Genomic DNA, 20,138 nt, shown 5'->3' with positions numbered 1-20,138 from the left:
TTATATAAAAAATATTATGATAAGGAGTGAATCGTGCGCGCTATTCAACAGGTTCATGGTAATAAACGCAGCTATTGGGTAGGCGATGGCTTTCGAGTGCAAACCTTAGTCAATCATTTACGCCCAAAAGATGACTTTAATTATAGTCATACCGACCCTTTTTTATTGCTAGATTATGGTGAGCCGACCAATTTTTCCCCTAATCCTGACTATGATACGCAGCCACGCGGCATCGGTCAGCATCCGCATAAGGGTTTTGAGACTGTGACTATCGCCTACGCCGGTGAAATCAGCCATAAAGACTCGACTGGGAGTAGCGGTATCATTCGTGAAGGCGATGTGCAGTGGATGACCGCAGGGCGCGGCATTACTCATGAGGAGTTTCATTCGCCAGCATTTGGCAAGCAAGGCGGGATGTTTAGCATGGCGCAAATGTGGATCAATCTGCCGCAGCAGCATAAGCTTACAGACGCGCATTATCAGACGCTCAAGCGGGCAACACTACCAACGTCTGCGCTGTTTGCGGATGACAATAGTCATAACGATAGTAAGAATGATAACGTCAGTAAGCAAATCCCCATAGGTCAGGCGACGATTATTGCAGGCGATTTAAACGGAATAAATGGCACCGCAAGAACATTTACGCCCATTAATGTTTGGGATATTGAACTATATACGGCGGGCACGACGACCCTGAACCTACCTGCCAGTCATAATCTAATGATATTGGTACAAAGCGGGTCGCTACTGATTAATGATACCGAAGTGACGGCTGGACAACTGGTGCAGTTTGAAGCGCCCAATGCCGTGCAAAATAAAGAACCTCTTACAAAAGATGCCGCTAAAGAAACAATTACCGACACCATTATCCTGACCTATCCTGAACCCTCGAATTTATCAGACACAAATACTATTAAACTATTATTATTAAGCGGTGAACCGATTGGCGCACATGGTCCCTTCGTCATGACAACACAAGAAGAACTCGATCAAATTTTTTACGATTATCAAAACGGCAATTTTGGCTAAAAACTTTGGTTAAGTGATTGTTTAAAGTTATCATTTAAAATATTCGGCTCAAGTGATTAATGAAAACTAGCAAATTAATCGGCATAAAAAAGCCACCTCATCAATAATAAGGTGGCTTTTTTTACGTTATTACTAAATATAACGTCAGCACTTTAATGCTCTATATCAAGCATTTATTCTGCTGAATCCATAAACGGATAGTCGGTATAACCTACTGTACCGCCGCCATAAAAGCTTGCTGGTTGCTGCTTATTAAAGGGCATGCCTTGACGAATACGCTCCGCCAAATCTGGCGTGGCAATATAATCACGCCCAAATGCCACCGCATCAATATAGCCGTCACGGATATTTTTCTCCGCTTTGTCTGCGGTATAACCACCTGCGACGATGATTAAATTATCAAAAGCATCACGGACACGCTGACGGAAATCATTGCTATAAGGTGTACCGCCTGCCCAATCTGGCTCTGATAAATGCAGATACATAATCCCGCGTTTATTTATCTGCTCAATGAGCCAAATATTTTCGTCCTCATTGTAGCCCGCTTCGACATTATTAAAAGTACCAAGCGGTGATAGGCGAATGCCAACATGATCGTTATCCCACGCTGCAATACAAGCATCAATCACGTTAAGCGTCAGGCGCGCGCGATTTTCCTTGCTGCCGCCATATTCATCGGTGCGCTTATTGGTATGTTCAACCCAAAACTGGTGCAGCAAATAACCATGTGCCCCATGAATCTCAATACCATCAAAACCGGCAGCGCGCGCGTTTTTGGTCGCATGCGCAAAATCAGCAACGACTTGCGCAATCTCATCAAGGGTTGCTGGGCGCGGCATGGTTGCATCAACACGAATGGCTTGATTATCACTATCACGCAACGAGGTGCGAATACCAACGTCAATATCCGATGCCGAAATCGGCTCTTTGCCATCTGGCTGCACGCTTTTATGCGCGACTAGTCCCGTGTGCCACAGTTGCAGCACGATTTTGCCGCCTTTGGCATGGACATTATCGACAATCACTTTCCACGCGGTCATCTGATCATCCGTATGCACGCCCGGCGCGCCCGCATAGCCTTTCGCCTGAAACGATACTTGCGTTGCCTCCGCAATAATCAAGCCAGCTCCCGCACGCTGCGAATAATATTCGCCTGCCAACGCTGTCGGCACATCGCCCGGCTCAACAGCGCGGAGACGAGTTAACGGTGCCATAATGATACGATTTTTTAACGTTTGCGTGCCCATTTTAATAGGTTCAAATAAGTTATCATGTGCCATGAAGTTGCCTTGCTTATCATTAAAAATAAGTAATGAATGAGTGATAAATGTTAGATTATCACTATAAATGGGTGATTCTCATCAATTGAGAAGAAGGCTTTTATAAGGGGCTTGGCTCATTATTCAATCTATTTTTACAAACAAACACGCTGACTTAATAAAACACCATTATTAATAAAATCAACTGATTAACCATACTTACCAAGCTTTTAAGACTAGCCACTCAATAATCAACCGACGCTAGACAAGGCAACTAGCTATTAAACCCACTATTCAAATTTGGGTTAATCCAACTTATTTCAATCAAATTCTTACTAATCAAATTAGGAGTTCAATATATGAAACTACGTATCTTAAAATCTGCCGTGACCAATCCTTGGTTTAACTTGGCAACCGAGGACTGGATATTTAATACGCTTGGCAATGATAAAAAAGCGCCCCATTCGCACACGCTATTTTTATGGCGAAATAGTGAAACCGTCGTCATCGGGCGCTCGCAGAATCCGTGGGTAGAATGCAAGACTGACAAAATGGAAGAGGACAATGTCTTTCTAGCGCGGCGGCAAAGTGGCGGCGGTGCGGTATTTCATGATTTGGGCAATACCAACTTTACCTTTTTATCCCCTAAAGGCGACTACGACCAAAATGCAAACTTCACCATTATCATCAATGCCCTTAAAAAACTAGGCATCGATGCCACGTTATCAGGTCGTAATGACATGCAAGTTGGCGATAAGAAAATTTCCGGCAGCGCCTTTAAACACGCCGCCGACCGCAGCTTTCATCATGGCACATTACTGGTCAATGCCGATATGCGAAAGCTGGGCGATTATCTCAATCCGCATCCGCTGAAACTACAAGCCAAAGGCATTAAATCTGTGCGTTCTCGCGTTGCTAACTTGGTTGAATTTAATAATACGATTAATCCTGAAACTTTATCTGCTGCCATTATCGAGGCTTTTTGTGACTACTACGGGCAAACGGTTGATGTCGAAGAATTAGATGAAAATACACTCGCAAAAGAGCCGTCTTTGAACCAATACTATCAGCAAATGGCGGACTGGGAATGGCGCTTTGGCAAAACGCCTGAGTTCTCACATCAGTTAGAGACGCGCTTTAATTGGGGTTTGATTGACTTGCATATGGATATCAAGCAAGCGGTCATTAGCGAGGTCGTGATTTTCTCTGATGCGCTCAATGTTGAATTGATTGAGTTGTTAAAAGAAGCGCTTACAGGGATTAAATATAATACAGAAGCTATTAAAGCTAAGCTTGATGAATTAAAGAATGCTCAACCTAATATAGCCACTCAAATTAATGATTTTGAGCAGTGGTTAATTGAAGAGATGGATAGTTGAATTTATTTATAAGGTTAAGTTTATTGGTCACCTAATAAGGACAGATATGTTCAGCCGTATGTTTTACACAGCACTTTTATATCTACCTTATCCAACAACGCTACGATTATCATAAAAAGGTGTGGTTATGAATAAAAAAAATGAATCTCATCACTGTATGGTCTGTGGACAAAATTATCCTATAAAAAGCCTCACACCTATAGGTGCAGTGCGCAAAACCATTACCGCAGAAATCTCACATGATTTTCCCCAATACTCACCTAACGATTATATTTGCCAAACCGATTTAAGCACCTATCGCATGAAGTATGTGCAATCATCGCTACAGTCTGAAAAAGGTGAGGTGACGGAGCTTGAGTCTGAATTGATTAAAAGTATGCAGCATCATGAACTCATCACCAAAGATGTTGATACGACCCTAGAGCAAGAATGGACGTTTGGTGAACGATTGGCAGATAAAATTGCCACGTTTGGCGGCAGTTGGACGTTTCTTATTTGTTTTGCTATTTTTTTAGCCATTTGGATTATCATCAATACCGTGGTGATGGTCGCCCATCCTGCTGATCCTTATCCGTTTATTCTATTGAATTTAATATTGTCCTGTATCGCTGCGATTCAAGCCCCTGTGATTATGATGAGCCAAAATAGACAGGAAACCAAAGACCGATTGCGCTCAGAAAACGACTATCAAATTAACTTAAAAGCCGAGCTTGAGATTCAACACTTGCATGAAAAACTAGATCACCTGTTAACGCACCAATGGGATAGGCTGGCTGAAATACAGGAAATGCAGCTTGATTTATTATCTGAAATGAGTAAAAAGCGTTAGGATAATCGCTATCATGTCCTATGAGAAAACTTTAAATCTACTATAAGCAAGCAGTGATTGAAGAAGTAATCATCTTTTCTGATACGTTAAATGTTAGGTTAATTGACTTGTTAAAAGAGGCGCTGACGGGAGTTAAATATAATAAAGAAGTTATTAAAGTTAAGCTTGATGACTTGGGTAAAGAACATACTAAGTTCAGAGTTTTGGCAAGTAGTTGGTTGGCGAGGTTGATGGTTAAAAACATTTCATGAATCACTTGTTGACTAACGTACGTATAATGAAATTTAAACTCACTACCTACTGGAATAACTATGGCATTTAGTCCCAAAACAGAATATACAATCATAGAAGATATAATTAGAATAAAAGATTTCCATGATTACGCTACAGATTATGTGACTAGACCACCTTATCAAAGAAAAGCAGTTTGGTCTACACAGAAGAAACAAGCACTTATGGATAGTCTTTTAAGAAGCTATTACATTCCTCGACTTGTCTTGAGAAAAGTTAGAATCTCAGATAACCGTGCACTACAAGAAGTTATCGACGGCCAGCAGCGAATCACAACAGTTATAGATTTTTTCCAAAATAAGTTTGCACTACCTAAGAGTTTAGAAGACTTAGATACTAATTTAGTAGGTAAAAAATATAATGAAATAAGTAACGAACATAAACGATTTATTGATACCTTATCTTTCAAAACTGATGTAATCATAAACATTGAAGAAGCAAACAACGTGAATCATCAGCTAATCGCAACTGAGATATTTAGAAGGTTGCAAGAAGGGGAAAACCTTAATTATATGGAAATAGCTCACGCACAATTATCTAGCTTGTCTAGAAACTTCATCGTAAAATATTCAGATGATCAAACTTTTAATTTCATTGATTATCAACCTCTTGATCAAAACCCTAGTAAACTAAGGTTTTTTGATTTATTGAACGTCAATAATAGCAGAATGAAACACCTGCAATTTATGGCACGCTTTACAATGATTGAAAGCTCCGTTTCTGGTTATACAGATTTAGGTGATAAAAAAATTGAACAGTTTATCAATGATACAAAAGTTAAAGATGGTATTGGAAATTTTAGTTTTGAAGAAATGAAAGAAAGCAAAGATGTCATTCGTAATTTAAACGAATTTTATGAAATCTTCAAAAATGATCCTATGTTAGACGAAAATTCTGGCATTAAAGAACTTTCAGTTGAATATTTTATAATCTCGATTTACCTATTGATTAGACACCTTAAGAAACATTATGTAATAGAGCATAAAGAACGTGAGTTTATAAGAAATTTTGTATATTATTTTCATGAAAGATGGCGTAATTACGATGACTCAGAAGATGTCGATATGCTCACATTCAGTAATAATCGTCAGCAAGGGGAAAATGAATTAGCTACTCGAGATAGGATAATTAGACAAGTTTTCTTCAGTTATATTCATCAGAATAAATCCGAATTAATTGAAAAAGATTCTAAACGAGCTTTCTCTGAACTAGAGAGAATTGAAATTTATAGAAAAGCTCATGGACTGTGTCAAGAATGCTTACAAGAAGGGAAATCAAAAAAAGAAGCAGAAATCTCATGGTCAAACTATCAGGCTGATCACGTAATACCTCATACTAAAGGAGGTAAAACGGTTTTGGAGAACTCACAGCTACTTTGTAGGTTCCATAATTTGCGTAAAAGCGATAAATTATAAGTGGTTAATATATGAATTAAAGTAAAAAGCTAAGTACTTTTTTACATAGCTTTTCACTTTTTTTATAAGAAATAATTCTATTAATTTATAATAAACCTCTAAATCCCCGCCGCCACCTCAGCCCCATCTCTTATGGCACGTTTAGCATCCAGTTCAGCTGCCAGTTTTGCACCACCAATCAAATGATATTGCGCATCGGGTGCATCACCAACATTTGGCATCAGCTTGACGACGGATTCTTGACCCGCACAAACGACGACACTATCGACACGCAATAGCTGACTTTGACCTTGGTTATTGGTAATCCAAATACCCTCATTGGTGATTTTTTCGTACTGTGCGCCTGATACTTGGATGACGCCGTGCGATTTGACATGGGCGCGATGTACCCAGCCCGATGTTTTATTGAGACCACTACCCAAGCGACCTTTGGTACGCTGTATCATATACACTTGGCGAACGGGGGTAATGTCGCCAGTCTCGATGAGACCACCTTCGCTTTGATAGTCAGGATCAGCAGTCACGCCCCACTCTTCCCGCCACTCGTTGACTGATTGCGCTTTTGGGCGGTACGTTGGGTCTTTTAACACCTCAGCGCCCAGCTCATCTAATGCCTGACCGTGATTGGCGGTGAGATATTCACTGACATCAAAGCCGATACCGCCAGCACCGATGACCGCAACGGTATTGCCAACGGATTTTTGACCCGATAGCAATTCAGCATAGCTCATGACTTGTGGCAAATCAGCCCCTTCTAGTTTACCTTTTAGGCTTCTTGGCACGACACCAGTTGCGACGATGACATGATGGAACTTGCCTGCTTCCAGCAATGCTTTATCAACCTTAGTATTCAGCTTAACTTCAACATCTAAATGTGCAAGCTCATTGATATAGTAGCGAATGGTCTCAAAGAATTCTTCTTTACCGGGGATGACTTTGGCGTAGTTAAACTGACCACCTAAAATATCTTTGGCTTCAAATAAAGTGACGTTATGCCCACGCAAAGCAGCGACATAAGCAGCTGACATGCCAGCAACCCCGCCACCGATAACAGCTACATTTTTAGGTTTTTTGACTTTCTTATAGACCAATTCGGTCTCATAACAGGCTTGCGGATTGACCAAACAAGTCGAGCGTTTATTCTCAAAAGTGTGATCGAGACACGCTTGATTACAGGCAATACAAGTATTAATACGCTCCGCTTCTCCATTTTGTGCCTTGTTCACCCAATTGGGATCGGCTAAAAATGGACGCGCCATTTGAATTAAATCAGCTTGACCACTAGCCACAATGTTTTCAGCAGTATCGGGCATATTAATGCGGTTGGCTGCCATCACTGGAATGCTAACGTGTTTTTTAATTTCGCTCGTAAAATCAACAAAGGCAGCGCGCGGCACACTGGTGACAATGGTAGGCACGCGCGCTTCATGCCAGCCGATGCCGGTATTGATAATGGTTACGCCCGCGTCTTCTAAGGCTTTGGCGACAGTAATGACTTCGTCCATGACGTTGCCGTCTGTCACCAAATCAATCACCGATAAGCGAAACAGGATAATAAACTCTTCGCCAACTTCAGCGCGAACCGCTTTGACCACATCAACCGCAAACTTCATCCGATTATGAATATCACCGCCATATTCGTCCGTACGTTTATTGACATGACGCGATAAAAACTGGTTGAGCAAATAACCTTCCGAGCCCATAATCTCAACGCCATCGTAACCAGCTTGCTTGGCTAATTTTGCGGAGCGGGCGAAATCTTCGACCGTTTGTTCGATATTCTTAATGCTCATTTTGCGTGGTTTAAATGGTGAGATGGGCGACTTAATCGGACTGGCGGACACTACAAATGGATGATAACCGTAGCGACCACTATGCAAAATTTGCATAATCATTTTGCTGTCGTATTTATGCGCCGCTTTGGTTATTTTTTGATGGTTACGCACATCCATTTTGCTATTCATCGTACCGCCCGCAGGGAGCAACCATCCTTCACGATTGGGCGAAATACCACCGGTTATCATCATTGCTGCACCACCTTTAGCACGCTCAGCGAAATATGCAGCAAGCTTACCGTAGTTGTAAAAACGGTCTTCAAGTCCTGTATGCATCGACCCCATTACCACACGATTTTTGAGGGTGGTAAAGCCCAAATCTAACGGTTCAAATAAGTGCGGATAATGGGCGTTTTTATCGGTAGTGCTAATAGCAGCATCAATGGTAAGGCTAGGGTCGTGGCTTGCAGTATCGATGCGGGCGCTCATGTCATTATCCTTTTGAATCGATGGAAGAGTACTCTATCAATAAATAATATTAATAGACAGTTGTCACCCATCGTATCACACCGCCATTATTATCAACCATTGATGCACGCGACTGACGAGTGAGCACTATATAAAGATTTCTACTTGCCAATATCTGTAGGTTTGGATTAAGGTTAAGTTATGGTTAAGCAAACGCCACAAAACAAGCACCTTTTTAAATTATCCGTGTCTATAATAAATGGGCAGATTTTTTAGGGCATGTCTTCATTTGAAAAAATAACAACAGGATAAAGGATTATCACATGACCGACTTTCATACCGGACTTGGTAAAAATGATGCCAATTACCAACCGCTAACACCCATTGATTTTATTATCCGTAGTGCGCAGGTTTATCCCAATCAGACCGCCATTATTTATGATGACCTTGAGCATAATAATTTAACGCAATCATGGCAGCAAACCTTTACGCGCTGTCGGCAACTGGCGGACGGTTTGCGTAAGCTTGGCATTGATAAAAACGATACCGTTGCGGTAATGATGCCAAATACTCCTGCCATGGTCGAATGCGCGTTTGGCGTGCCCATGTCAGCAGGTGTGTTGTGTACCTTAAATACCCGTTTGGATATCAACGCGCTCACTTTTTGCTTGCAACATTCAGAAGCAAAAGTACTCATTTTAGATAGCGAATTTGCCGACCTTGCCGAAATTATTACAGAGACTTTTCCCAATTTAATTATCATTCATGCTACCGACAGCGCGGTTGATGTGGAAAATTTTGGGCAAATGAGTTATGAGGAATTGCTAGCTACTTCTGACAATTTGGATAATTGGGAAAGACCGCTAGATGAATGGTATGCCATTGCGCTTAACTATACTTCTGGGACAACTGGCACGCCAAAAGGCGTTGTTTATCACCATCGCGGCGCGACGTTAAATGCGGTGTCCAATATCTTAGATTGGGATATGCTAAAGCACCCTGTTTATCTATGGACGCTGCCCTTATTTCATTGTAATGGTTGGTGCTTTCCGTGGACTATTGCTGAGCGCGCAGGTGTGAATGTCTGCTTGCGAAAGATGGATGCCGACCTGATTTTACAGCTGATTGCCAAGTATAAAATCAGCCATTATTGCTCCGCGCCTGTGGTTCATAATATGATTGCCAATGGCAAACCAAAATATAAAGCCGCAATTACTCATAAAGTTAAAGGCTGGGTTGCCGGAGCGCCGCCGTCAGAAACGATGCTGGCACAAATGGAAGCAATGGGCTTTGACATCACCCATGTATATGGTTTGACTGAAGCTTACGGACCCGTAACCGTGTGCGCGGAACAAGCTGATTGGGCAACGCTGGATGTTGCCGAACGTGCACAAAAGAAATCGCGTCAAGGCGTGACTTCACATCTAATGACTGGCTTTGACGTTTTCAAACAGGGCACCACCGAGCCGGTAGCTGCCAATGGTGAAGAGATTGGTGAGCTGGCTCTACGCGGTAATATGGTGATGAAAGGTTACCTAAAAAGTCGCCAAGCAACCGAAGCTGCGCTCAAAGATGGTTGGTTCCGCACTGGGGATTTGGGCGTTAAATACCCAGATGGTTATATCAAAATTATGGATAGGCTTAAAGACATTATAATCTCGGGTGGTGAAAATATCTCCAGCATCGAAGTCGAAAATGTCTTATATAAAATGCCTGCGATTCAAAGTTGCGCCGTCGTTGCCGCGCCAGATGATAAATGGGGCGAAGTACCCGTTGCCTTTATTGAAATATATGACGGCAGCACCTTGCAGCGCGATGCTGTCATTGAGCATTGCCGCCAACATTTAGCAGGCTTTAAAGTACCCAAACATATTATCTTTGCTGAAATACCGAAGACCAGTACGGGTAAAGTGCAAAAATTTGAGTTACGCCAAGCAGCTAAATCATTGGCGCACGAGACATCAAAAGTAACGCCAAGCGTCAGATAGAATGATGCTATACCGAGCATTTATTTAATATAAAAAGGTCAACAGTCGATGATGATTGCTGACCTTTTTTCGCTAGGCTATAAGTTCACTATCCGTTTAATTTTGGCTCAAGCCATTGATATATCAGCATGCCAATAATCATGGCAGGGATAAAGACATAGGCTTGCCAAACTCCTGTACCAAGCATTACGATACCAGGTCCAGGGCAAATACCAACCAAACCCCACCCGATACCAAATAACATTGCCCCGATGAGCAGTTTTTTATTAATGGTGGTTTTGGTCGGCATGTCTATTGATGTGCCAATCCAGCTCGTTTTTTGACGTTTCGCCAATTGCACACCAATGATCGCCACCGCTAATCCGCCACCCATCACTAGCGCTAATGAGATATCCCACGCGCCAAAAACATCCAAAAACCCTTGCACTTTAGCAGGATTGGTCATCCCTGAGATGAGTAATCCAAAGCCGAACAGTAGCCCTGCTAACAAGCCAAGCATGTTTTTTAGTATCGTATTTTTTAGCATTATTTATGCCTCGCCCTTGATTTGTTTATATAAGCGTTTATCAATCGTATTTAATACGGTCTTAGCCAATTCAGTCTTAGTCTCAACCTCAGTCATGCGTGATAGCGTGATTAAATCAAGCCCAAAAGATGGCGACCAATATAAACCGTTAGAATACCAAAGAGCATAAAAATTGCCGTCGCTGCCATTGAACGTGGCGACAAGCGCGCATTACCACAAATACCGTGCCCACTGGTACAGCCTGAACCCAGCCGCGTACCAAAGCCAACCAATAAACCTGCGCCAAGTAATAATGGTATCGAGCTGGTCATCTCTATCACTGGCAATGGCATTACCAGTTGATACAGCAGCGGCGATATCACCAAACCTGCGACAAATAGCACTTGCCACAGCTCTACTTTTTTGGGCTTAAGTAAGCTTGAAGCAATCCCGCTAATACCTGCAATACGCCCAATTCCCAATAATAGCAATACCGTTGCCGCCCCTATTATCAAGCCGCCAGCCAGAGATATTGGAGTAAACGCTTGCCAGTCTATTTGTATGCTCATAACAAGTTATCCATGCCAGTTTTTATTCGGTATTTACTTTGAATCTTTATACGAAAATACATTATATAATATTATATTATAATTAGGTAAAAAAATACCAAACTCGAAAGTTTGGTATTTTAGAAGCGGACTTGATAACTTAAGCAGATTTTGCTTCGTCTTTTGCAAGCACTTGATCAAGTACATCTTCAAAACGCTTAACTGCGCCGTCAACGTCAGTCAATTTGTCAAAACCAAATAGACCCAAACGGAAGGTTTTAAAGTTAGCTGGCTCGTCACATTTCAATGGTACGCCAGCTGCGATTTGCATACCAAGCTCACCAAATGCGGTGCCTTTATGCATGTCATCACGTTGAGTGTAAGACACAACAACGCCTGGTGCTTTAAAGCCTTCAGCAGCAACACTTTCAATACCTTTACCTTCTAACAAGGCACGGATTTTATTGCCCAACTCTAACTGCGCATCACACAATTTATCTAAACCAATTTCTTTGGCTTCATTAATCGTGTCGCGGAACTGACGCAAGCTGTCTGTTGGCATAGTCGCATGATACGCATGACCGCCATTTTCATAAGCGCGCATTACGGTTAACCACTGTTTTAAATCAAGGCTAAAGCTATTAGACTCGGTGCTTTCTACTTTAGCAACGGCGTTAGCGCTTAGCATCACAACACCGGCACAAGGGGTGCTGCTCCAGCCTTTTTGTGGGGCACTAACCAATACGTCAATACCAAGCTCTTTCATATCAAGCCAGATACAGCCAGAGGCGATACAGTCGATAACCAATAAACCACCAACGCTATGAACGGCTTCGCCCAATGCTTTGATATAATCGTTTGGTAAAATAATACCGGCTGAGGTTTCAACGTGCGGTGCAAAAACGATACCTGGCTTCAATTCTTTGATTTTAGCAACGGCAGTTTCGATATCAACCGGCGCAAATGGTTTTGGCGCATCAGTATCTTCAGTACGGTCAGCCGCTAGCACGGTAGTCGTGTTACCGATATTGTTCTTTTCTAAAATTTGCGTCCAACGATAGCTGAACCAACCATTACGGATGATTAGATTGTCTTCGTTGCGAGCAAGCTGGGCGACAACCGCTTCCATACCATACGTACCAGCACCGGGAACGATAGCAACCGCATCAGCGTTATAGACTGCTTTTAGGTCAGTTGATAAATCGTTCATCACTTTCTGGAACGTTTTTGACATGTGATTGAGCGCGCGGTCAGTATAAACTACTGAATATTCTAATAAACCTTCTGGATCAATATCTTGACGTAATGCAGGCATGGATTATTCCTTGTTTGTTGTTAAACTATTTTTGGGCAAATGAGTGTCAGGTACAGAGTAAGGCATGGATACGGCTAATAGCTGACATAAGGATACTGAGTCATAAGGGATACTAAGTATCGGCTATGTGGCGCTAGGATTACTACAAATATAGGTAAGGCAAAAGGCGTTGATAGAGATACAACATGGGATTGACGATATAGCACTTTGACCTTGCGCTATTGCCGTTAGTAAGAGTATGTGCTCCGCAATATTACAGGAAACACAAGCGTCATTGTCATTGCTACACGGTGGTAGGCAGCTGACAATAAAGCTGTTTTAGCTAATATCCATTTTTAACTAATCTGACCAGTCATTACTTCAATTTTAATGAACTCATTGAAATAAGATAATGACGATATTACCACCGATTCTCAGCGCTGACAATGGTTTGTTGCTATTGCTGTTGTCATCACTCTTGTTGATATTGTTTTCTATGCGCGTTAAAGATTAACGGCGATAAGCATCGTGTAATCCTGATACCACAAAATTAAGCAAGTCACTATCGCCTTCTCGAGCGGCTTTGCGCATCAGCTTTGATGGCGCATGGCTTAAGGTTTGGCTAAGTCGCCGTGACAGCTCAGTTATCACCTCTTCTGCACTTATCTCCCCTTGCTCAAGCTGAGTTAGTGAGGCGGTTAATAGCTGCGTGACTTGTTCCTGAGTACGGCTGCGATACTTGTGGATATCATGTCCGACTTGGCGCACTTGAAAGCGCCGCTCCATCTCAACCACCAGCTGACTGACCAATAGCTCAGCGTCAACGGCAGCTTGACGGCGCTGCTCAAGATTACCAGCAATAACGTGCTGCAAGTCATCGACTGAATACAGGTACACATCATCCATACGGCTAATGGTGGAGTCAATATCGCGCGGCACCGCCAAATCAATCATGAGCATCGGCTGATAACGACGCTGCTTTAGCGCTTGTGCCGTCATGGTTTTATCAATCAGTATGTCCATGCTACCGCTACAACTGCTGATAATATCCGCTTCTGCCAATACTTTGGGCAAGTCTTGTAGCGGGTAGACATCGACCCGGCGATTGGGTTGGCGCAATCCGGCTGCCAAAATCTCGGCACGCTCTGGACTGCGGTTACAGATAATAACCCGCCCAACTCCAAGACCCGCAATATGAGTGGCAACAAGGCGATTCATCTCCCCTGCTGCCACCACTAATAGGGTGCGACTGGGCAGATTATCAAAAATTTGTGTGACCAGTTTGGCAGCAGCAAAGCCTAACGAGACCGCATGCGCACCGACATTGGTCTCATTACGCACCCGCTTTGAGGCAGCAAACACTTGGTCGATAATCCAGCTGAGCTGCCCACTGATTGCCTGCTCACTGTGCGCCAGCTGTACGGCTTGTTTGATTTGCCCAAGGATTTGCGGCTCACCCAATATCATTGAGTCAAGCCCAGCTGCCACCCGTAACCAGTGCGTAATGGCATGACTATCGCGGTGCACATACAGATAAGGATCAATCTCAGCCAATGGCAATTTTTTAAAGTCAGCAAGCCAAGCTTTGATATGGTTAATATGATCATTGATTACCGCTGCGTCGCTTATAACGCTAGCACCATTCTCATAGCTGCTTTCAGGATTGCGTTTATGCTTGTCATTATTTGTTAGCGTACGATTTGATGGCGTACGCTCTGCTGGCATGAGCACATAAATCTCAGTACGATTACAGGTTGAGACAATGACGCTGCCATCGGTAAAACCTTTGAGTTGATCAAGGGCAATATTAATGTCGCCACCGACGAACGCCAAGCGCTCACGTAAAGCGACTGGGGCAGTTTTATGATTGACGCCGATGACCACTAATCTCATTATCGATAGACCATAAACATAATGCTCATTTACCTGCTAAATTGTCATGCTACTGTAAAAAGCTATTGTTAAAAATCGCTGAAGACGACTATAAAACGCCATCATTTATATAACATCAACATAGCGCCATAGATTCAAAGGGCGTTTATGATGATAACGCGTATTATGGGATGCCACTTAACAATAATACGTATCGATATTCCATTATCGACAACCTCTATCTTGATAAAACCGGCTATTATATCATTATTGCAGCTTTTATTTAACATTCACCATCATAGAGCATAGCAATTGTTTTAATTTGGGCAAACATGTGATAAATCAATAGGCTATTGTTAACGATTATTAAGCAGAGCTACGCGGATGTAACACGAGCTATATTGTTAATCCTGGTTATTCACAGCTATACTGATTATAGAATGTCTTTAAATAACAACTAAATGATAACGTTAATCGGTATCATCCTCTATTTCTTTAATAGACTGCTTTTTAATAAGCTTGGTTTTAATAAGCCATTTGGTTTGACCAGTTATTTATGATGGCTTTTCTTACCGTTCTTTATCGCGATAGGCAAGCTACCCCAGCGGCTTTTCGACTTTTTATGGATGAACAATACGACATATGGCTTTTTTTGGGTTCCTGTCTCGTCCTACTGCATTGTCTGCTTTTATAGCAAAACCCTATGCGCAAACGCTAAGGTCGCCTACTCGTAGACCAATATTAATAGTGGTGGTAGTGCTGTTGTGGCCTATGCCTGCTCAGGCACACATTTTCAGACCGTTACTTGATGCGTTAATTCCCAGCGCTTTAGTAAACGCCTTGGTTAAAAAACCATCAACGAATGAGACGAAAAATGATGATGCCAATCGTCCGTTAAATACGCGAATTAATGAGACCCAGACCACAAGGTTAGTGGACAGTGCAAAGCCTTCAGGGACAAATTCTGTACTACAAACCTCGCTGAATGAGCCCAGTCTTTATGCATTATTAGATGCAGAGTTTGCCGCTGCACGCGGTGAGCCAAAGCGTGCCGTTACTATTTATAAGCAGCAGTCGCTAAAAGATGACGCAACCGCGGTTTTTGAGCGTGCACTTGGACTGTCATTACGTAACGACAATATCAACAGCTCGCTAAGTTTTGCCCAAACTTGGCAGCATCAAAACCCTGACCATGTTCCAGCTTGGTTTTATGTGGCGCATTTGGCATTGAAGGCGCATGATTATACGCTTGCAGGGGAGACGCTTAGCCGAATTTTGCGTTATGATCCACGTGCGGATTTAAGTGAAATACTCATTGGTATTTATCCAACCACCGCAAGCGACCAACGTGAGCTGCTTGCAGCATTACAGCCCATCGACAGTCAAAAAAATGCATCGTTATCTGTTCTTAAAGCCGGCTTGCTATATCAATTTAATGAGCCAAAATCTGCGCTGATACATATTGATCGTGCTTTATTTATTCAGCCGGACTATGTGCCTTTTATTACCTTAAAAGGCGATATTTTACGCAAGATAGAGCCGTCCGCAACCGTGCTAACCTATATTGGACAAGCACGCTTACGCAATCCAAGTAGCAAAAACTTATATTTATACGAAATTCGCTATCTATTGGATCTAAAACAAAGCGATGCGGCATGGCAGTTACTGCTTGAAGCGCACAATCGCTTCGCTGAAGATGAGGAAATTACTTTATTAGCAGCGCTGGTCAGCTTAGATATTGAGCAGTACCGCAGCGCTGATCAGCTGTTAAACATTTTGGCAAAAAGCCCTGCGTATCTTGATCAAGCCTACTACTATTTAGGCATTAGTGCCGAACGACAGCAACGCTTTGAGCAGGCAAAATACTATTTAAATGGCGTGATGCAAGAAGACTTAGTGCTAGCGGCACGTAAAAAAGTGGTGACTTTTGAGCTGCTCAATGACAACGTTGATGCTGCCCTAGCGACGCTTGCAACCCTACGCCAGCAATTTGAAGTATTTGCTCCTGAAAGCTACGTGTTGCAAGCGGACATATTATTGCAGCAAAATCAGGCAAATGAGGCACTAGGCTTACTCACGCAAGCGAGCTACACTTACCCAAACAGCGAAGTGATCTTATTTGCCCGCTCGCGGTTGCTTGATGATGTCAAAGATTATGCCGTTAAGCGCACCTTACTCAATCACTTGCAAGCGCTAGATCCCAAAGAGTTGGCTTACCAACTCAGCTACGCGCAATTATTGCTCTCTAATGATAGCAATTCAGAACAGGGTCTGACATTGGCGTCGGCTATTATTCAGATGCGCTATGATGATCCACGCTACGATAACGAATTGCACCTGCAGGCGCTTAACGTTCTAGCAACCAATGCCTTAACCAAGGCTAACTATGCACAAGTTATTGAATATCTGCAAACGCCTTATGACGTACTGCCCAATCTACGCTCAGGCGTTTTACTATTGCGCGCCTATCAAGGTTTAGGAGACACTGCTAAGGTCAATGCCCTACTTGCAGATTTACAACAGCGATTCTCCTTTGGGCAAGACAATGTCACCGATCGCATTCAGCTGTATTAAGCGATATTTTTATAGCTATCGGCTGATTTGCCTAGTTAATTGGTGATCAATTCGCTTGCCAAACGCCTTTATACTACCGCCTATCAATAAAAAAAGAACAACACGCCATAACTGAGTAACAAAAAACAGGTAAGCTTAAGCGCTTGCCGCTTCTGACAGGTTCGATTGTCGTTTTTGCAATTGAGCGCTGCCAAGCATTTTTTGATAATTTTTAATGGATACATTTTGAGGATTTGTTATGTTTGCTACTCAAGCATCGTCTTTTACCACCAAAAAACTGACCACATTTACGGCTATGAGCGCTATGTTAGCAGTCATGGCTGGCTGCCAGTCGCTACCCAAAGCCGGTACCACTACCCAACCTATTCCCACGATTCAAACACAAAAACTCGACAGCTTTAATATCACCGGTAAAATTGGCGTATCAGCGCCAGCGAATGGTGAAGCCCAAGGTGGCAGCGCGTTTTATGCATGGAATCAAGAAAATGAGCGCTTTGCCATTGAGTTGATTGGTGCGTTAGGGATTGGCAAAACCAATATCGAATATGACGGTAGAAGCGCAACGCTGGTCAGCGAAAAAACAGGCACTTTAAATGCCGATAATCCAGAAACCTTGCTGCAAAAAGCCACTGGCTGGCAAGCGCCTATCTCGCAAATGCCGTATTGGATTTCTGGGCGTGCTGCGCCATCAGATAGCACCCCACAGATTGATAACCAAAATCGTCTCTTAAGCTCAGTGAATGGCAACTGGACTGCCAGCTTTAGCTATAAAGGCAATGATAAGCTGCCAAACAAAATCAGCGCCACTCAGCCCACAGGTCAAAAAGTAGTGATGACCATTAATCATCAAGGCAAATAAAGTCGCTCAAGATTTCCAATATCTGTGAGTATTGTTTTTATGAGCATATTTTACTAATAACAACTTATGGTTAAAGGTATCCCGATTTTGCAAAGCACACCACAACCCACCATTACTCGCTTGTCACCGGCTAAAATCAACTTGTTCTTGCATATTACCGGTCAGCGGGCAGATGGCTATCATGATTTGCAAACCGTTTTTCGCCTGCTAAATTGGGGCGATTACCTGCATTTTTCTCCTAATGACTGCGCCATTTCTTTACCCCCACTAGACCCTAGTCTGAGCTTGCAACAACAAGCTTCAATATTATGTGCGCAGTTGGTCACGCTGACTGGCGCGCAGCATATTACTAATAATCTAGCAGACAATTTGATTATAAAAGCAGCCAATAGCTTGTTAATGCTGGCTATCCAACAGCAAAAACTGCTTCAACATTTAACGCCTATTACCATTACGCTCGATAAACACTTACCGATGGGTGCAGGATTGGGTGGCGGTTCATCTAATGCAGCAACCACCATGCTTGTGTTAAATGAGATGTGGCAATTTAATTTTACCCGTGATGCGTTGCTAAAAATCGGTGCCAAGATTGGCGCGGATGTACCGATATTTATCTTTGGACAAGATGCTATTGCCATGGGTATTGGTGACAAATTAACCGCCATCGACTTGCCCGACCAGCAATATTTAGTACTAACACCCGATGCCCATGTCAATACTGCTGAGCTGTTCGCCCATCCCAAGCTACAGCGCGACATTACTCCGTTATCTATTCAGACCATTCAAAGTGAATACGATGATTATGGGCAAAACCTTATTGCACCCTATCAAAATGTCTTCACACCAGTAGTGACAAGCCTTGCGCCTGCTGTCGATAAAGCCTTACGTTATTTGCAACAATTAGAGCAGCAAGCCAATAGCACCGCAAGAATGACCGGCTCTGGCAGTACAGTATTTTTGCCATTGAATACGAGTGTTGCGACTGATAAAGCGCTGTTAGCAAAGTGGATTACGGACGCACCTTGTAAGGGGTATGTAGTAGGAAATTTATGAAGAGATCAGTACTTTACATAAAGTAAGTTGGAGTTGTCTTTTAAGTTTGATAAGTAATAATCGTTTTTTAATCTAAAAGGCTGACGTTATGAAAGCAAGTTTTTTAATGGTTGTATTAAGCACTCCAATATTTATAATGATTGCTACTGGTTGTACTAATAATTCATCCCCAGCACCTTTACGCACTGATCAGGCTGTTGAAAATACCGATATTTCTCCGTCCCATATATTAGCTGAAAAAGCTGAGTCTAAGAATGTTATTAATAACGAAAAATATGCTAAATTTTTCACTTATCCTTATCAGCATGGGGCGGAAATAGAACCGGCTATGGGCGGTATTTTAGTCATAAAAGACGAGTGTATGCTTATCCAAAACGGTGACAGGTTCAATGTTCCTGTTTTTCCTCATGGTATAACCACTTGGAATGAGAGCACACAAATTCTAACAGCCAATGGTGTTGATATACCGTTGAATACTGAATTATTTACTAATGGACCTTTAGATGGGGGAAAGTACGATCCTGAATACGATTATGATTTTGAGCAACAAGCAGATCCTAAGTGTTTGGAAGATAGATATATCCAATTTTTAGGTTCGCAATTTATGGATGTCAAAGATTTGCCAAATCATTAGCCTATATAAGCTAGAATTTAAACTAAATAGTACTTATAGTCTGAAAATCAAATTATTATAAATGCAGCATATGAATTTTTATTGACCCAACATGAGTTTCATTTTTAACGTATTTAGAAGAAAAGCTATAAAAAAGCGTAAATGACTTGCAAAGTCTGAATATTTATTTATAATAGGTCGCCTCAATAGGGGTATAGCCAAGTTGGTAAGGCATCAGGTTTTGATCCTGACATCCGTTGGTTCGAGTCCAGCTACCCCTGCCATATTTTCAGTTTGCATGATTCTGATAGCTCATTTAACATAAGCTATAGGATAGCAATTGACAACACCCTTCCAATTTCGGTATAGTTCGCAACGAACACCGTT

General features: G+C 42.3%; 16 protein-coding genes and 1 tRNA gene. 11 read left to right on the top strand and 6 right to left on the bottom strand.

All coding sequences use genetic code 11. The features are described 5' to 3' along the window. The first annotated feature begins 33 nt into the window (after positions 1–33). A complete protein-coding gene (locus AAEY78_RS00765) occupies positions 34–1,029 on the top strand; it encodes a pirin family protein (RefSeq protein ID WP_352336474.1) in 996 nt (331 codons plus the stop codon). Between the two features lie 173 nt (positions 1,030–1,202). Here the strand turns inward: AAEY78_RS00765 and AAEY78_RS00760 are convergent, their stop codons facing one another. Continuing rightward, entirely contained in the window at positions 1,203–2,309 is a 1,107-nt protein-coding gene (locus AAEY78_RS00760) for an alkene reductase (RefSeq protein WP_352336472.1), read from the bottom strand. Positions 2,310–2,647: 338 nt separating this feature from the next. On the opposite strand from AAEY78_RS00760, the gene lplA reads away from it, so the two are divergent. From lplA to AAEY78_RS00740, 4 genes are all read left to right on the top strand, one after another. Next, positions 2,648–3,667, top strand: coding sequence for a lipoate--protein ligase (gene lplA, locus AAEY78_RS00755; protein WP_352336471.1), 1,020 nt, complete (start codon positions 2,648–2,650; stop codon positions 3,665–3,667). A 127-nt stretch (positions 3,668–3,794) separates the two neighbouring features. Further along, a complete protein-coding gene (locus tag AAEY78_RS00750; RefSeq protein WP_352336469.1) occupies positions 3,795–4,496 on the top strand; it encodes a DUF1003 domain-containing protein in 702 nt (233 codons plus the stop codon). Between the two features lie 53 nt (positions 4,497–4,549). Continuing rightward, positions 4,550–4,747 carry a lipoate protein ligase C-terminal domain-containing protein gene (locus AAEY78_RS00745; protein WP_352336467.1) on the top strand — a complete coding sequence of 66 codons (198 nt, stop codon included), beginning with the start codon at positions 4,550–4,552 and terminating at the stop codon, positions 4,745–4,747. Between the two features lie 60 nt (positions 4,748–4,807). Next, entirely contained in the window at positions 4,808–6,202 is a 1,395-nt protein-coding gene (locus AAEY78_RS00740; RefSeq protein ID WP_352336466.1) for a GmrSD restriction endonuclease domain-containing protein, read from the top strand. A gap of 98 nt (positions 6,203–6,300) precedes the next feature. Here the strand turns inward: AAEY78_RS00740 and AAEY78_RS00735 are convergent, their stop codons facing one another. Further along, entirely contained in the window at positions 6,301–8,466 is a 2,166-nt protein-coding gene (locus tag AAEY78_RS00735) for an FAD-dependent oxidoreductase (protein ID WP_352336464.1), read from the bottom strand. A 302-nt stretch (positions 8,467–8,768) separates the two neighbouring features. Between AAEY78_RS00735 and AAEY78_RS00730 the strand changes: the two genes are divergently transcribed. Next, positions 8,769–10,433 carry an AMP-binding protein gene (locus AAEY78_RS00730; protein ID WP_352336462.1) on the top strand — a complete coding sequence of 555 codons (1,665 nt, stop codon included), beginning with the start codon at positions 8,769–8,771 and terminating at the stop codon, positions 10,431–10,433. An 88-nt stretch (positions 10,434–10,521) separates the two neighbouring features. On the opposite strand, the gene AAEY78_RS00725 is transcribed toward AAEY78_RS00730, so the two are convergent. The 4 genes from AAEY78_RS00725 to hemA form a co-directional block, all read right to left on the bottom strand. Further along, on the bottom strand, positions 10,522–10,959 hold the full coding sequence (locus AAEY78_RS00725) for a DUF6691 family protein (protein ID WP_352336461.1): 438 nt from the start codon (positions 10,957–10,959) through the stop codon (positions 10,522–10,524). A gap of 110 nt (positions 10,960–11,069) precedes the next feature. Next, positions 11,070–11,507, bottom strand: a complete 438-nt coding sequence (locus tag AAEY78_RS00720) for a YeeE/YedE family protein (protein ID WP_352336459.1) — start codon at positions 11,505–11,507, stop codon at positions 11,070–11,072. Positions 11,508–11,646: 139 nt separating this feature from the next. Further along, positions 11,647–12,801: an aminotransferase class V-fold PLP-dependent enzyme gene (locus AAEY78_RS00715; RefSeq protein WP_352336457.1), complete on the bottom strand. Its 1,155-nt coding sequence runs from the start codon at positions 12,799–12,801 to the stop codon at positions 11,647–11,649. A gap of 489 nt (positions 12,802–13,290) precedes the next feature. Continuing rightward, positions 13,291–14,673 carry a glutamyl-tRNA reductase gene (hemA, locus tag AAEY78_RS00710; RefSeq protein WP_352336455.1) on the bottom strand — a complete coding sequence of 461 codons (1,383 nt, stop codon included), beginning with the start codon at positions 14,671–14,673 and terminating at the stop codon, positions 13,291–13,293. A 621-nt stretch (positions 14,674–15,294) separates the two neighbouring features. Here hemA and AAEY78_RS00705 point away from each other — a divergent pair. From AAEY78_RS00705 to AAEY78_RS00685, 5 genes are all read left to right on the top strand, one after another. Next, positions 15,295–17,226, top strand: coding sequence for a hypothetical protein (locus AAEY78_RS00705; protein ID WP_352336453.1), 1,932 nt, complete (start codon positions 15,295–15,297; stop codon positions 17,224–17,226). Positions 17,227–17,464: 238 nt separating this feature from the next. Beyond that, complete coding sequence (gene lolB / locus AAEY78_RS00700) at positions 17,465–18,085, top strand: lipoprotein insertase outer membrane protein LolB (protein WP_352336452.1); 621 nt, start codon at positions 17,465–17,467, stop codon at positions 18,083–18,085. Positions 18,086–18,172: 87 nt separating this feature from the next. Further along, complete coding sequence (gene ispE / locus AAEY78_RS00695) at positions 18,173–19,138, top strand: 4-(cytidine 5'-diphospho)-2-C-methyl-D-erythritol kinase (RefSeq protein WP_352336450.1); 966 nt, start codon at positions 18,173–18,175, stop codon at positions 19,136–19,138. Positions 19,139–19,226: 88 nt separating this feature from the next. Next, complete coding sequence (locus AAEY78_RS00690) at positions 19,227–19,772, top strand: hypothetical protein (protein ID WP_352336448.1); 546 nt, start codon at positions 19,227–19,229, stop codon at positions 19,770–19,772. A 187-nt stretch (positions 19,773–19,959) separates the two neighbouring features. Beyond that, positions 19,960–20,035 (top strand) — tRNA-Gln (locus AAEY78_RS00685). Positions 20,036–20,138 lie beyond the last annotated feature (103 nt).

It is taken from the genome of Psychrobacter sp. 16-MNA-CIBAN-0192 (assembly GCF_040309565.1).
Classification (GTDB): domain Bacteria; phylum Pseudomonadota; class Gammaproteobacteria; order Pseudomonadales; family Moraxellaceae; genus Psychrobacter.
Note: the sequence above shows the minus strand (reverse complement) of the source record. Positions and strands in the feature narration are given on the sequence as shown.